At 44.6% G+C, this 13,798-nt stretch carries 11 protein-coding genes and 2 tRNA genes; 2 read left to right on the top strand and 11 right to left on the bottom strand.

Annotated features, from left to right (window positions below; all coding sequences use genetic code 11):
* Positions 1-72: 72 nt before the first annotated feature.
* The 10 genes from infB to rlmE all read right to left on the bottom strand — a co-directional run bounded on the left by infB (position 73) and on the right by rlmE (position 10,850).
* Positions 73-2,790, bottom strand: coding sequence for a translation initiation factor IF-2 (gene infB / locus HOP38_RS02350; protein WP_006072037.1), 2,718 nt, complete (start codon positions 2,788-2,790; stop codon positions 73-75).
* Between the two features lie 22 nt (positions 2,791-2,812).
* The gene (gene nusA / locus HOP38_RS02345; protein WP_006072040.1) at positions 2,813-4,300 is read right to left on the bottom strand and encodes a transcription termination factor NusA; all 1,488 of its coding nucleotides are present in this window, start codon (positions 4,298-4,300) and stop codon (positions 2,813-2,815) included.
* Between the two features lie 33 nt (positions 4,301-4,333).
* Positions 4,334-4,789 carry a ribosome maturation factor RimP gene (rimP, locus tag HOP38_RS02340; RefSeq protein WP_006072042.1) on the bottom strand — a complete coding sequence of 152 codons (456 nt, stop codon included), beginning with the start codon at positions 4,787-4,789 and terminating at the stop codon, positions 4,334-4,336.
* Between the two features lie 234 nt (positions 4,790-5,023).
* Positions 5,024-5,100, bottom strand: a tRNA-Met gene (locus HOP38_RS02335).
* Positions 5,101-5,155: 55 nt separating this feature from the next.
* Positions 5,156-5,239, bottom strand: a tRNA-Leu gene (locus HOP38_RS02330).
* A 34-nt stretch (positions 5,240-5,273) separates the two neighbouring features.
* Positions 5,274-5,609 carry a preprotein translocase subunit SecG gene (gene secG / locus HOP38_RS02325; RefSeq protein WP_006075643.1) on the bottom strand — a complete coding sequence of 112 codons (336 nt, stop codon included), beginning with the start codon at positions 5,607-5,609 and terminating at the stop codon, positions 5,274-5,276.
* Positions 5,610-5,889: 280 nt separating this feature from the next.
* The gene (gene glmM, locus HOP38_RS02320) at positions 5,890-7,227 is read right to left on the bottom strand and encodes a phosphoglucosamine mutase (RefSeq protein ID WP_198557333.1); all 1,338 of its coding nucleotides are present in this window, start codon (positions 7,225-7,227) and stop codon (positions 5,890-5,892) included.
* A gap of 21 nt (positions 7,228-7,248) precedes the next feature.
* Positions 7,249-8,079, bottom strand: coding sequence for a dihydropteroate synthase (gene folP, locus HOP38_RS02315; RefSeq protein WP_198558239.1), 831 nt, complete (start codon positions 8,077-8,079; stop codon positions 7,249-7,251).
* A gap of 55 nt (positions 8,080-8,134) precedes the next feature.
* Complete coding sequence (gene ftsH / locus HOP38_RS02310) at positions 8,135-10,114, bottom strand: ATP-dependent zinc metalloprotease FtsH (protein WP_124940659.1); 1,980 nt, start codon at positions 10,112-10,114, stop codon at positions 8,135-8,137.
* 106 nt (positions 10,115-10,220) lie between these two features.
* Entirely contained in the window at positions 10,221-10,850 is a 630-nt protein-coding gene (gene rlmE, locus HOP38_RS02305; RefSeq protein ID WP_038225504.1) for a 23S rRNA (uridine(2552)-2'-O)-methyltransferase RlmE, read from the bottom strand.
* A gap of 112 nt (positions 10,851-10,962) precedes the next feature.
* On the opposite strand from rlmE, the gene yhbY reads away from it, so the two are divergent.
* Positions 10,963-11,259, top strand: coding sequence for a ribosome assembly RNA-binding protein YhbY (yhbY, locus tag HOP38_RS02300; RefSeq protein ID WP_103879276.1), 297 nt, complete (start codon positions 10,963-10,965; stop codon positions 11,257-11,259).
* Positions 11,260-11,406: 147 nt separating this feature from the next.
* On the opposite strand, the gene greA is transcribed toward yhbY, so the two are convergent.
* Entirely contained in the window at positions 11,407-11,880 is a 474-nt protein-coding gene (gene greA, locus HOP38_RS02295; protein WP_006075365.1) for a transcription elongation factor GreA, read from the bottom strand.
* Positions 11,881-12,340: 460 nt separating this feature from the next.
* On the opposite strand from greA, the gene dacB reads away from it, so the two are divergent.
* Positions 12,341-13,780, top strand: coding sequence for a serine-type D-Ala-D-Ala carboxypeptidase (gene dacB / locus HOP38_RS02290; RefSeq protein ID WP_198557332.1), 1,440 nt, complete (start codon positions 12,341-12,343; stop codon positions 13,778-13,780).
* Positions 13,781-13,798 lie beyond the last annotated feature (18 nt).

Below are 13,798 nucleotides of genomic sequence, written 5' to 3'. Positions count from 1 at the left end.
TTAACCAGCCCCCCATGGCGTATTCAACAACCATCAATACTCAAGTTAAAAACTGAGTAACGATTTTGTCAATTAGTCTAGAGTACGTTTGATTTCAACGATTTCGAATACTTCGATTTGGTCGCCAACGCGAACATCGTTGTAGTTCTTAACGCCGATACCACATTCGTAACCGTTCTTAACTTCTTGAACGTCATCTTTGAAGCGGCGTAGAGATTCTAGCTCACCTTCGTAGATTACAACGTTATCACGCAGTACGCGGATTGGGTTGTTACGTTTGATAGTACCTTCTGTCACCATACAACCAGCGATTGCGCCAAGTTTTGGAGACTTAAATACGTCACGTACTTCTGCAAGGCCGATGATTTCTTGCTTGAACTCAGGAGCAAGCATACCGCCCATTGCTTGTTTCACTTCATCAATCAATTGGTAAATGATTGAGTAGTAACGAAGGTCTAGGTTTTCTGTTTCAACGGCACGACGAGCAGATGCGTCAGCACGTACGTTGAAACCTAGGATGATAGCGTTAGATGCTGCTGCAAGTACTGCATCAGTTTCTGTAATACCACCAACACCAGAACCTACGATGTTTACTTTAACTTCATCAGTAGACAGTTTCAGTAGCGAGTCTGCAATTGCTTCTACAGAACCTTGTACGTCTGCTTTCAGTACTACGTTAAGCTCAGCAACATCACCAGCTGTCATGTTAGAGAACATGTTTTCTAGTTTCGCTTTTTGCTGACGCGCAAGTTTCACGTCACGGAATTTACCTTGACGGTAGTTTGCTACTTCACGAGCTTTACGCTCATCACGTACTACAGTTGCTTCATCACCTGAAGATGGCACACCAGACAGACCTAGGATTTCTACAGGAATAGAAGGACCAGCTTCTGCTACCTCTTTACCTAGTTCATCACGCATTGCACGCACACGGCCGTATTCTTGACCACATAGTACGATGTCGCCTTTACGTAGCGTACCAGATTGAACTAGGACTGTAGCAACTGGACCACGGCCTTTATCTAGGAATGATTCTACAACCACACCAGATGCCATGCCGTCAGCAACCGCTGTTAGCTCAAGTACTTCTGATTGAAGTAGGATAGCTTCTAGAAGACCGTCAATGTTAGTACCTTGTTTCGCAGAGATGTGAACGAACATGTTCTCACCGCCCCACTCTTCAGGAATAACATCGTACTGTGCCAGCTCGTTCTTAACGTTATCTGGGTTCGCGTCTTCTTTATCGATCTTGTTTACAGCAACGATTAGAGGTACGCCTGCTGCTTTCGCGTGCTGGATAGCTTCAACCGTTTGTGGCATTACGCCATCGTCCGCAGCAACTACAAGAACAACGATATCTGTCGCTTGAGCACCACGAGCACGCATAGCAGTAAACGCCGCGTGTCCTGGAGTATCAAGGAAGGTGATCATACCGTTTTCAGTTTCAACGTGGTATGCACCGATGTGCTGTGTAATACCACCCGCTTCGCCAGAAGCAACGTGTGTACGACGAATGTAGTCAAGTGTTGAAGTCTTACCGTGGTCAACGTGACCCATGATAGTAACAACTGGCGCACGAGATACGGCTTCAGACGTTGCGTCACGATCAGACAGTACTGCTTCTTCCAGTTCGTTCTCTTTACGAAGAACAACTTTGTGACCCATTTCTTCAGCAACAAGTTGAGCTGTCTCTTGGTCAATCACTTGGTTGATTGTCGCCATTGCACCCATCTTCATCATCACTTTGATGACTTCAGTGCCTTTAACTGACATCTTCTGAGCTAGCTCAGAAACCACGATTGTCTCACCAATTACAACGTCTTGCTTAGCAACGGTTGCTGTCTTATCGAAGCCGTGCTGCATAGAAGTTGGTTTAGCCAACTTACCTTTCTTGCCACGTTGGTTACGACCACCGCGACCACCACGTGAATCATCACGCTCTTGTGCAGATTTCTTCTTACGACGACGAGGTGCTTTCTCTTCGCTGCGGTCTTGAGCGTCTTCCGCTTCACGAGCGTAAGTTGAAGTCGTTGTGTGATAGTCAGCTTTTTCGCTGTCTTTTGACTTCTTCTCTTCCTCAGACCAACGAGCTGCATTTTCTTCAGCTAGTTTACGAGCTTCTTCTGCTAGACGAGCCGCTTCAGCTTCTGCCTTGCGTTGCGCCTCTTCTTCTTGACGGCGCTTCAGCTCGTCCGCTTCTTTCTTCGCTTCAGCATTCTTTGCGTTCATTTGTTTCTTAGCCTTTTCCGCTTCGTCGCGCTTTTCTGCTGTTGATTCTGCATTGCGTTTCTCATCCGCTTCACGTTTTGCTTTTTCCTCAGCTAAACGTTTTTCTTCGGCTTCTCGCTTCGCTTTCTCTTCAGCTTCGCGCTGTGCTTTTTCTGCAGCTTCACGTTTGGCTAGCTCTTCGGCTTCACGTTGTGCACGCTCTTCCGCCTCACGATTTGCTGCTTCCTCAGCTTCACGTTTTGCTTGCTCGTCGATCGCACTGCGTTTTACATAAGTGCGCTTCTTACGCACTTCTACCTGTACATCTTTGCTTTTACCGCCACCTGCAGAAACAGATAACGTGCTACGAGTCTTACGTTGTAGTGTAAGACGTGTAGGCTCAGCATCGCCCGATGTATCACCATGTTCTTTTTTCAGGTGAGTAAGAAGCGTTTGCTTCTCCTCATCATTCACCTGATCGCTCTCTGATTTGTTAAGACCAGCATCAGCAAGTTGTTCAATTAGGCGATCCACTGGCGTACCAATTTCTTCGCTAAGTGCTTTAACCGTAAGTTTTGTCATGCAACTACCTCCTTGCTGATTATTATTCTTCGTCGCCGAACCAACAGATGTTACGTGCAGCCATGATTAGCTCGCCTGCGCGCTCTTCTGTTAGCCCTTCAATACCCTCTAACTCGTCTACACCTTGGTCTGCAAGATCTTCAAGCGTAGCTACACCTTTGGCAGCTAGTTTAAATGCCATTTCACGCTCAAGACCTTCTAGTGCTAGTAGGTCTTCTGCTGGTTCAACACCTTCAAATGACTCTTCTTGAGCAAGCGCAAGTGTAGTTAGGGCATCTTTTGCACGGCTACGAAGTTCTTCTACAAGCTCTTCGTTTAAGCCGTCGATTTCTAGAAGCTCATTCACTGGCACATATGCCACTTCTTCTAGTGTTGAGAAGCCTTCTTCAACCAGCATTTCTGCAAAGTCTTGCTCGATGTCGAGGTGCTTCATAAAGTTTTCGATAGAAGCGATAGCTTCTTCTTGGTGTTTCTTCTGTAGGTCTGCAACCGTCATTACGTTCAGTTCCCAACCCGTTAGTTGAGACGCTAGACGTACGTTTTGACCGCTACGACCGATAGCTTGTGCTAGGTTGTCTGCTTCAACAGCGATATCCATAGAGTGCGCGTCTTCATCAACGATGATAGAAGCAACATCCGCTGGAGCCATTGCATTAATAACAAACTGTGCTGGGTTATCGTCCCAAAGCACGATATCGATACGCTCACCGCCAAGTTCACCAGAAACAGCTTGAACACGCGCGCCACGCATACCAACACACGCACCCACAGGGTCAATACGACGGTCGTTAGTTTTCACGGCGATCTTAGCGCGAGAACCAGGATCGCGAGCTGCGCCCTTAAGTTCAATTAGCTCTTCTGCAATTTCCGGCACTTCAACACGGAATAGCTCTGCAAGCATTTCAGGCTTAGAACGAGTAATGAATAGTTGGAAACCGCGAGCTTCTGGTGCAACTTTGTATAGAAGACCACGTACACGGTCGCCCGGACGGAAGTTTTCACGAGGTAATTGATCATCACGCAAAATAACCGCTTCAGCGTTGTTACCAAGGTCTAGGATAATAGTGTCACGGTTAACTTTCTTAACCACACCAGTCACTAGATCGCCTTCGTTATCAATGAACTGCTCAACGATTTGTGCACGCTCAGCTTCACGTACTTTTTGCACGATAACTTGTTTAGCAGTTTGAGTCGTAATACGGTCAAACGTTACAGAATCGATTTCTTCTTCTACAAAGTCACCAACCTGAATAGATTCATCATCGAATTGAGCTGCTTCAATTGAGATTTCTTTTGTTGGGAACTCAACTTCTTCTACTGCCATCCAACGGCGGAATGTTTCGAATTCGCCCGTTTTACGATCGATAGCTACGCGTACATCAATTTCGATTTCGTGTTTCTTTTTCGTTGATGTTGCTAGCGCAATTTCTAGCGCTTCAAAAATACGCTCACGAGGAACAGCTTTCTCGTTAGAAACTGCTTCTACTACCGCTAAAATTTCTTTACTCATTTATCTAGCCTCTAAGCTTTTATTATTAGGGACCTAAAATTTAGGGATCAGGTTAGCTTTAGAAATGTTACTCAGTGCCATTTCTTCTTCGTTGCCGTCAACAATGATTGTGACAGTCTCGCCTTCAATAGATTGGATTGTACCTTTCCATTTACGACGGTTACCCACAGCCATTTTCAGAACGATGCTGACCTCGTGACCAATAAATTGTTCGTAGTGTGCTGCTTTGAAAAGTGGTCTTTCTAAGCCTGGTGAAGACACCTCTAGGTTATAAGCCACCGTAATTGGGTCTTCAACATCCATTACTGCACTTACTTGATGACTTACTTCTGCGCAAGCATCAACAGTAATACCATCTTCATGGTCGATATAGATACGAAGGGTAGAATGCTCACCAGCACGGATGAACTCTAAACCAACAAGCTCGTAGCCAAGTGCCTCAACAGGCGCTTCGAGCAATTCTGTAAGTTGTCTTTCTAAACCAGTCATTTAACCACTCCAGAAACAAAAAAAGGGCATATAGCCCAATTTAAATTCCAAGCATTTATTCGAGCGTTTCAAAAAGCTCAAATAACAAAAAACCCCGAAAGTCGGGGTTGTTTGTTGCTGGACCCTGATCACTAAGAAAAATTAACACTCTACACATAGTAGTCAGTGTTTTCTTAGTGTGCAGTGATTTTTTCACACTGCTAAACTTGCAATCCATCAACACTTAGAAAGTATTGGTTGCGGGGGCCGGATTTGAACCGACGACCTTCGGGTTATGAGCCCGACGAGCTACCAAGCTGCTCCACCCCGCGTCCGACTTGCTGAGCATTATACGCTCACCAAACTGTATTACAAGTTTATAAATAATGGTGCCGAGAGAGGGACTCGAACCCTCACACCAAAGGCACTAGCACCTCATGCTAGCGTGTCTACCAATTTCACCATCTCGGCATTTAAGTTAATCGTCTAATAAATAGCAATTAACTTATTGAGGGATTTCATCACTACTTTTAGCAGGAACATCACTCGCTGCATCAACTTGCTGTTCAACAACTTGACCTTGAGAAGGGTCAACCCATTGAGACTCACCTTTGTGAGTGTACATGTTGCCAAGTACTAAGCTGATAACAAAAAATACGATTGCAAAAATTGCAGTCATTCGGGTTAGGAAATTCCCTGAGCCACTAGCACCAAACACAGTGTTTGACGCGCCAGCACCGAATGAGGCTCCCATATCTGCGCCTTTACCTTGTTGAATTAACACTAGGCCAATAACACCAAGCGCAGCCAACAGGTAAATCACAAGTAGAACTTGAATCATTTGTCCACCTATGTTCCAAATTGTTGAGCCAGCGCCGCTTTCATTGCTACATGCATTGAAAACCTGGCTATGACCTCCTAAGAGAAGGCGGTGGCAATACTAGCGAATGCCGCACTGACTGACAAGAGAAAAATGACAAAAATCTTTCGCCGAGCCGTTAACCGCTCAAAAAAAAGGCGAAAGCTCAATTATCGTAAAGAAGAAGCGGTTAATCATATAGAAAACAAACAAGAACCAAAAGCAATTTTTGGTTCTTGTTAAATACAATAGCCTGCGAAGGTTAGCAGTTTTCTTTTACAATATCGGCAATGTACTGAGCTGAATCGTTAACCAAAGTTTCGTCCTCACCTTCAACCATAACTCGCAGCAGAGGTTCAGTACCTGATTTACGCAGAAGTACTCGACCTTTATCACCTAGATCTGCTTCTGCTTTCTTCACCGCAGCAATAACAGCATCCGCTTCCAATGGATTTGCATCACCGCTAAAACGAACATTAATCAGTACTTGCGGATAAAGCGTCATGCCACTTGCTAGTTCATTGAGTGACATTTTCGCACCAACGATAGAAGCCAGTACTTGCAGTGCCGCAACAATCGCATCACCAGTGGTGACTTTATCAAGTAGAATAACGTGCCCAGAGTTTTCAGCACCAATACGCCAACCTTTCTCTAACAGTTGCTCCATTACGTAACGGTCACCAACTGCTGCGCGAACAAAAGGAATTCCTAACTGCTTAAGACCGTTTTCCATCCCTAAGTTGGTCATCAATGTACCAACAACACCGCCTTTAAGTTCACCGCGGCGCAGTGCATCGCGAGCAACAATATAAGCGATTTGGTCACCATCGACTTTATTGCCTTGGTCGTCAACCATAATAATGCGGTCACCATCACCATCAAACGCTAAACCAATATCTGCTTTTTCAGCTACCACTCGAGCTTGTAAGGCACGCACATCCGTTGCGCCAACTTCATGGTTGATGTTCGTTCCATCTGGTTCAACACCCATTGTGATGATATCAGCACCTAATTCGGCAAACACAGACGGTGCAATTTTGTACGTCGCACCATGAGCACAATCTAGAACGATTTTTAATCCCGCTAGGCTCAGATCATGTGGGAAAGTACTTTTACAAAACTCAATATAACGACCAGCGGCATCATTTAGACGGCTTGCTTTACCCAACTCAGCAGATTCAACACATTCAATATCCTTGTCGAGCTCTTCTTCAATAGCCAGTTCAATCGCGTCCGGCAATTTCGTGCCTTCCGAAGAGAAGAACTTAATACCGTTGTCGTAATATGGGTTGTGTGACGCTGAAATCACGATACCAGCTTCGGCACGAAACGTCTGAGTAAGGTATGCAACGGCTGGCGTTGGCAATGGGCCTGTGAAAATAGCTTTTAGACCCGCCGCAGAAAGACCTGCTTCCAAGGCAGACTCCAACATGTAACCAGAGATACGAGTATCTTTACCGATGATAACCTTTTTAGTGCCTTGTTTCGCAAGTACTCGGCCGGCAGCCCAACCGAGTTTTAGTACAAAGTCTGGAGTGATCGGAAATTGACCGACCTTTCCACGAATACCATCAGTACCAAAATAACGTCGTTGTGACATAGTATTTCCCTAATTTTATTCTTATATATTTGATTGCATCATCTGGACGATTTTCATCGCTTCGATGGTTTCTTCTGCATCGTGCACACGAATAATTTGCGCACCTTTAGCTGCGGCAAGCGTCGCGCAAGCTAAGCTCCCTGCAAGACAGTCTGCTGGTGCTTTATCAAGTAATTTAAAGATCATCGACTTTCTCGACATGCCCGCCAGTATTGGCAGACCAAACTGGTGAAATTTCTCCAGGTGAGCCAGAAGGTGATAATTATGCTCTAGCGTTTTACCAAAACCAAATCCAGGGTCAAGAATCAATTGATCTTTTTTGATTCCCACTTCCTCACAAGCCTTGATGCGCTGTTCTAGAAACTCAGCGACGTCTCCAAGTAAATCGTTATAAGTTGGATTCGTTTGCATAGTCCTAGGCTGACCTTGCATATGCATTAAGCAAATAGGAACGCATGCATCAGCTGCAACTTGAAGCGCTCCAGGCTCTTGCAGTGCTCGAACGTCATTGATGATATCCGCACCCGCTTCAATTGCCTTTTGCATCACTTCAGCTTTACTGGTATCGATTGAGATCCAGACATCGTAACGTTCACGAATCGCTTGGATAATCGGAATTACGCGTGATAATTCTTCCTCAAGTGTCACATCTGGCGCACCAGGACGTGTTGACTCGCCACCGATATCGATGATCGATACACCGGCTTGAATCATAGATTCAACCTGAGTCAAAGCTGCATCGATAGAATTGAATTTACCACCATCAGAAAACGAATCAGGGGTAACATTGACGATACCCATGACATGTGGGCGATCCAAAGGGAGGGATTTATTGTTTGCTTTTAAAATCATAGTTGCCATAAACAAGAAAAGCCCCGAGCAAAACTCGGGGCTTATTTATTACTGCTTATTCTGAATCTTTCTTCGTAGTTTCAGAATCTACTTTTTCAGCCTTAGCATCGGAGTCAACCGCTGGTGCAGACTCTTCTACTTTAGGCTCAGCTTGTTGCGGTTTCGCTTCCGCTTTTGGCTCTGGAGCACTTTCCTGCTGAGATTTAGCTTGGTCACCCCAACCCGCTGGCTCACGAATGTCATCTTTACGTTCCATTAGGTCATCGATTTGACCCGCGTCGATGGTTTCGTACTTAACAAGCGCATCTTTCATCGAGTGCATGATGTCCATGTTCTCTTCAAGAATTCTCTTCGCACGGTCATAGTTGCGGTCGATGATCAAACGAACTTCTTCATCAATCAGTTTCGCTGTTTCACCAGATATATGTTTAGTCTGAGTTACACTGCGACCCAAGAATACTTCGCCTTCATCTTCTGCATACAGAAGAGGCCCAAGTTTCTCAGAGAAACCCCATTGAGTAACCATTTTACGAGCGATATCAGTTGCGCGTTCAATATCGTTTGATGCACCTGTAGATACCTTGTCTTTACCGTAAATAAGCTCTTCAGCAAGACGACCGCCGTATAGGCTTGAGATCATAGACTCTAGGTGTTGGCGAGACATACTCACACGATCTTGCTCTGGCAGATACATAGTCACACCCAGTGCTCGACCACGTGGAATGATGGAAACCTTATACACTGGATCGTGTTCAGGAACCAAACGACCAACGATCGCGTGACCCGCTTCGTGGTATGCCGTCGACTCTTTGGTTTCTTCCGACAGCACCATAGAGCGGCGCTCTGCACCCATCATGATCTTATCTTTCGCTAATTCGAACTCGACCATAGATACATTGCGCTTGTTACCGCGCGCCGCAAATAGTGCCGCTTCGTTAACTAGGTTTGCAAGGTCTGCACCAGAGAAGCCCGGAGTACCACGTGCAATCAAAGATGGCTCTACGTCTGACGCTAGAGGTACTTTGCGCATATGAACTTTAAGAATCTGCTCACGACCACGTACATCTGGTAGACCAACCACAACTTGACGGTCAAAACGACCAGGGCGAAGTAGTGCTGGGTCAAGTACGTCAGGACGGTTAGTTGCTGCGATAACGATGATACCTTCGTTACCTTCAAAGCCATCCATTTCCACTAGCATTTGGTTCAATGTTTGTTCACGTTCATCGTGACCACCACCAACACCAGCGCCACGCTGACGACCTACCGCATCGATCTCATCGATGAAGATAATACAAGGTGCAGCTTTCTTCGCTTGCTCGAACATGTCACGTACACGAGATGCACCCACACCAACGAACATTTCAACGAAATCTGAACCAGAGATAGTGAAGAACGGTACTTTTGCTTCACCAGCAATAGCTTTAGCAAGCAACGTTTTACCAGTACCTGGAGGACCAACCATTAGAACACCAGTTGGGATCTTACCGCCCAATTTCTGGAATCGGCTTGGATCACGTAGGTAATCTACCAGCTCTTTTACGTCTTCTTTTGCTTCATCACAACCCGCAACATCAGCAAACGTGGTTTTGATCTGCTCTTCACTCATCATACGAGCTTTGCTCTTACCAAACGACATGGCACCTTTACCACCGCCGCCTTGCATTTGACGCATGAAGAAAATCCAAACACCAATAAGAAGAATCATTGGGAACCATGAGATAAAGATAGTGCCCAACAGGCTTTGTTCTTCTGGTGGTGTCCCTGAAACTTTTACGTTTTGGTTAATTAGGTCATCAAGTAGCTTTTGATCATAAACTGGCATGTAAGTCACAAAGCGACTGCCACCGCCACGGCGAGTAAAGGTTATCTCGCTGTCTTTAAATTGAGCTTCTTGAATCTGGCCATTGCCAACTTCCTGTACGAACGTGGTGTAATCTACCGCTCGACCGTTGCTTTCGCCTGGTCCAAAGCTTTGGAATACCGACATCAACACAACGGCGATGACTAACCACAAAATTAAATTCTTTGCCATGTCACTCAAGGTGTCAGCCTCTCGATAACTAATTGTAATTAAAGGTAGGGTACTACAGTTTTTCGGCTGTAGCTACATTGTTAATTTTGTCTTTGTAAACTAATGTTCAGCCTTTGAAACCATTAGCTACAATAAACACCTCACGAGAGCGAGCTCTAGATGAGTCTGGTTTGCGAATCTTCACTACTTTGAAGGCATCGCGCACCTGTTTGACGTACTCATCAAATCCTTCACCTTGGAACACTTTCACTACGAAACTGCCGCCTGGTGCCAAAGTTTGATGACACATATCTAATGCTAGTTCAACAAGATACATTGCTCTAGGCTGATCGACAGATAAGTTTCCTGCCATGTTAGGAGCCATATCAGACATTACTACGTCGACCATATCCGGTTGGATTCTTTCGAGTAGTGCATTTAGAACCGCTTCTTCTCGAAAGTCCCCTTGGAGAAAGCTTACACCTGATATTGGATCCATCGGCAATAAATCACAAGCAATTACCTGCCCTTCATCACCTAAAACCTTTGCGGCGTATTGAGACCAGCCACCGGGAGCAGCGCCTAAGTCAACCACTGTCATCCCAGGTTTCAGTAGCTTATCTTTATTTTGAATCTCTTCAATCTTAAAGATAGCACGAGAGCGGTAACCTTTTCTTCTGGCTTCATTCGCATATTTATCATCAAAATGCTCTTTCAACCAACGACCAGAACTGGCCGAATGTTTTTGCTTACTCATTCAAATTCCAACTCAATAAGGGCACGCCCTCAGAATAAAGTATAGTCTTCGTCATTAGATGGCGTTAAAATACGACTTTTCAACCCTAATAGTAAATAAATTTGGCCGCGTTATGAACCTAAGCACCAAACAAAAGCAGCACCTAAAAGGCCTAGCACACGCACTTAAACCTGTCGTGCTTCTAGGCGCAAATGGACTAACAGAGGCTGTTCTAGCGGAAATAGAAATCGCTCTTGACCACCACGAACTGATTAAAGTGAAAGTGGCATCAGAAGACCGTGAAACTAAGCTACTGATTATCGACGCTATTGTGCGCGAAACTAAAGCTGAAAAAGTTCAGGTTATCGGTAAGACGCTTGTTCTTTACCGTCAGTCAGAGCAAAAGAAAATCGAACTGCCACGCAAATAATTTGCTCACCGTTTGATTTGATTGAAACATTTTGTTTCAAAGTGGAAAAGGTCGCAACAGCGGCCTTTTCATTTTTCTTACATCCTTAACTCGTATCTCATCTACAAAAAAAGCCGCCCTTGGCGACTTTTTCTCTGCGAAATCAGCTTAAATATAAGCAACTTTATCGATTTCAAAATCTTTTTGACCGCCTGGAGTCACGATAGTCACCTCATCGCCTTCCATTTTGCCAATCAGTCCACGTGCAATTGGGGAACTCACTGAAATACGGCCCGACTTAATATCAGCCTCGTCATCACCAACAATTTGGTAAGTCTGTTCAGCATCAGTATCGATATCAATCAAAGTCACTGTAGAGCCGAAGATGATCTTGCCAGAGTTATCTAGCTTCGTCACATCAATAACTTGAGCTACAGAGAGTTTATATTCAATATCACGAATTTGAGCTTCACAAATGCCTTGCTCTTCACGCGCAGCATGGTACTCAGCATTTTCTTTTAGGTCACCTAGCTCACGAGCTTCAGCGATAGCTTCAGAAATTTGTGGGCGAAGCTTAAGTAGACGATCTAAATCTTCACGTAGCTTTTGTTCGCCACGTACAGTCATTGGAACCTTTTCCATTTTAACAACCTCTTTTCCAAAGCAGACTTTGGACAATAAAACCCTACTCAGGCTCGCCTGAGTACAATTTAAAAAATAACTGGATTAAGCCTAGTGTAATCAAAGTGCGTATACAAATCACTGAAATTCACACATTCGTTCATTGATGCTAGAAACAATCAGTCATCTTAAAATTCACAATTGCGACGACTATCTGTGTGTTTCGAAGTGAACACTGGCTCTATTCTGCCTTAAGTTCGAAAGCTTACTGGTCAGCAAGACAATATAGCTTAGGTCTCTTAGCATACGCAAGGTCAACTCAACTAAGTTGAGACTTATATTGTCAACAAATGCATATCGTATTTCACTGTCTATCTTGAGATAAAAACTTCATAGATTTCTTTGATAATTTATCACTTTATCTCGACTTAATAGGTTGTTAGCCTACATTAAAAATAAGCCCAACTTAACGAACCGACTTATGAAATCCAAATGCTTGCTCACTGCATTAATGATGCTACCTTTTTCCTCTTTCGCTACTGGTGTCGACGCGACTCAGTACTTACCAGATGGTAGCCGCAACGCATTACTTTTGGCGCCATTACATTCACCAACAGAAACGCTCATCTCACTAGATGCCGACCAGTTTTTTCCTCCCGCTAGCACGCTTAAAGTGGTCACTGCGCTCGCAGCAAAGCTGGCGCTACCCAATAATTTTCGTTTTGAAACAGTGTTATCACACTCTAAAAACACTTTAATTATTCGCTATACAGGCGATCCAACTTTTAGTCGCGAAGCACTAAGAACGATGCTAAAAGAAGCTAAATCAAGTGTCGGCAAGAACATCGATACGATATGGCTTGATGATACAGTGTTCAGTGGATACGAAAGAGCTGTAGGGTGGCCATGGGATATTCTTGGTGTCTGTTATAGTGCCCCATCTTCAGCGATCACCTTAGATGGCAACTGTGTCCAAGGTGCACTTTATACCAATAAAGATGGCACTACGCGGGTAAATGTTCCTGCTCATCAGCCTATTACTGTCTCTACTTCTGCCGTTAGTCTTTCTAAACAAGATCAAGAACAAGCTCACTGCGACCTCGAACTTCAATTTGATGGACAAAATCATTACTCAATTGATGGCTGTGTGGTCAATAGGAGCTCGCCCTTACCACTTAAATTTGCTGTCGCCTCACCCAATTTATTTACCTCAGAAGTCATCAAAACAGAGCTCAAGCGTTTAGGAATGAATCTTAAAGGTGAAATAAAGATGGGTAATCCTGAGATAGCGAATGAGCAGCCACTATTTATCCAACGCTCAAAACCTCTTCCTGAGTTATTGGCCGTGATGCTTCAGGACTCCAACAACCTCTATGCCGACAATATCACCAAAACACTCGGCGCTCGCTATTATGGGCAAGCGGGCTCATTTAATAACGGAACAGCGGCAATTAAAGAGATTTTGAAGACTAAAGCAGGTATCGACATTCAATCTGCCGTGCTTGAAGATGGCTCTGGGCTTTCACGCAATAATCGCCTTACAGCCAACCAGATGCAGCAAGTATTGCGCTACATCTATGATAATGACAGCACGTTAAAACTCATCAAGCTTATGCCCGTTTCCGGTAACAATGGCACATTGAAATATCGCTCTAGTATGAGAAAGGCTCCTATCAAAGGCGCGCTTATCGCCAAAAGTGGGTCGCTATTCGGAACTTACAATATGATGGGATATGGCCTTGATGATAAGGGGAAACCAGAGAGTCTATTTGTGCAGTTTGTCACCGACTATCACCCTCAAAAACCAAAAACTAAAACTCCCACTATTTCACCGTTAACGCAGTTTGAGCAGAGCTACTATCGTCAAGTAGTAGACTATAGCTACTCTTTGGGACGTTCAAAAAACAAAGCGCAGCCTTAGCTGCGCTTTACTTAAGTG

It is taken from the genome of Vibrio mediterranei (assembly GCF_013364395.1).
In the GTDB taxonomy this organism is placed as follows: Bacteria; Pseudomonadota; Gammaproteobacteria; order Enterobacterales; family Vibrionaceae; genus Vibrio; species Vibrio mediterranei.
Note: the sequence above shows the minus strand (reverse complement) of the source record. Positions and strands in the feature narration are given on the sequence as shown.

Coding starts and splice junctions, on each gene's coding strand:
- infB (WP_006072037.1), bottom strand. CDS start 2,790: ATGACAAAACTTACGGTTAAAGCACTTAGCGAAGAAATTGGTACGCCA.
- nusA (WP_006072040.1), bottom strand. CDS start 4,300: ATGAGTAAAGAAATTTTAGCGGTAGTAGAAGCAGTTTCTAACGAGAAA.
- rimP (WP_006072042.1), bottom strand. CDS start 4,789: ATGACTGGTTTAGAAAGACAACTTACAGAATTGCTCGAAGCGCCTGTT.
- secG (WP_006075643.1), bottom strand. CDS start 5,609: ATGATTCAAGTTCTACTTGTGATTTACCTGTTGGCTGCGCTTGGTGTT.
- glmM (WP_198557333.1), bottom strand. CDS start 7,227: ATGTCACAACGACGTTATTTTGGTACTGATGGTATTCGTGGAAAGGTC.
- folP (WP_198558239.1), bottom strand. CDS start 8,079: ATGATTTTAAAAGCAAACAATAAATCCCTCCCTTTGGATCGCCCACAT.
- ftsH (WP_124940659.1), bottom strand. CDS start 10,114: ATGGCAAAGAATTTAATTTTGTGGTTAGTCATCGCCGTTGTGTTGATG.
- rlmE (WP_038225504.1), bottom strand. CDS start 10,850: ATGAGTAAGCAAAAACATTCGGCCAGTTCTGGTCGTTGGTTGAAAGAG.
- yhbY (WP_103879276.1), top strand. CDS start 10,963: ATGAACCTAAGCACCAAACAAAAGCAGCACCTAAAAGGCCTAGCACAC.
- greA (WP_006075365.1), bottom strand. CDS start 11,880: ATGGAAAAGGTTCCAATGACTGTACGTGGCGAACAAAAGCTACGTGAA.
- dacB (WP_198557332.1), top strand. CDS start 12,341: ATGAAATCCAAATGCTTGCTCACTGCATTAATGATGCTACCTTTTTCC.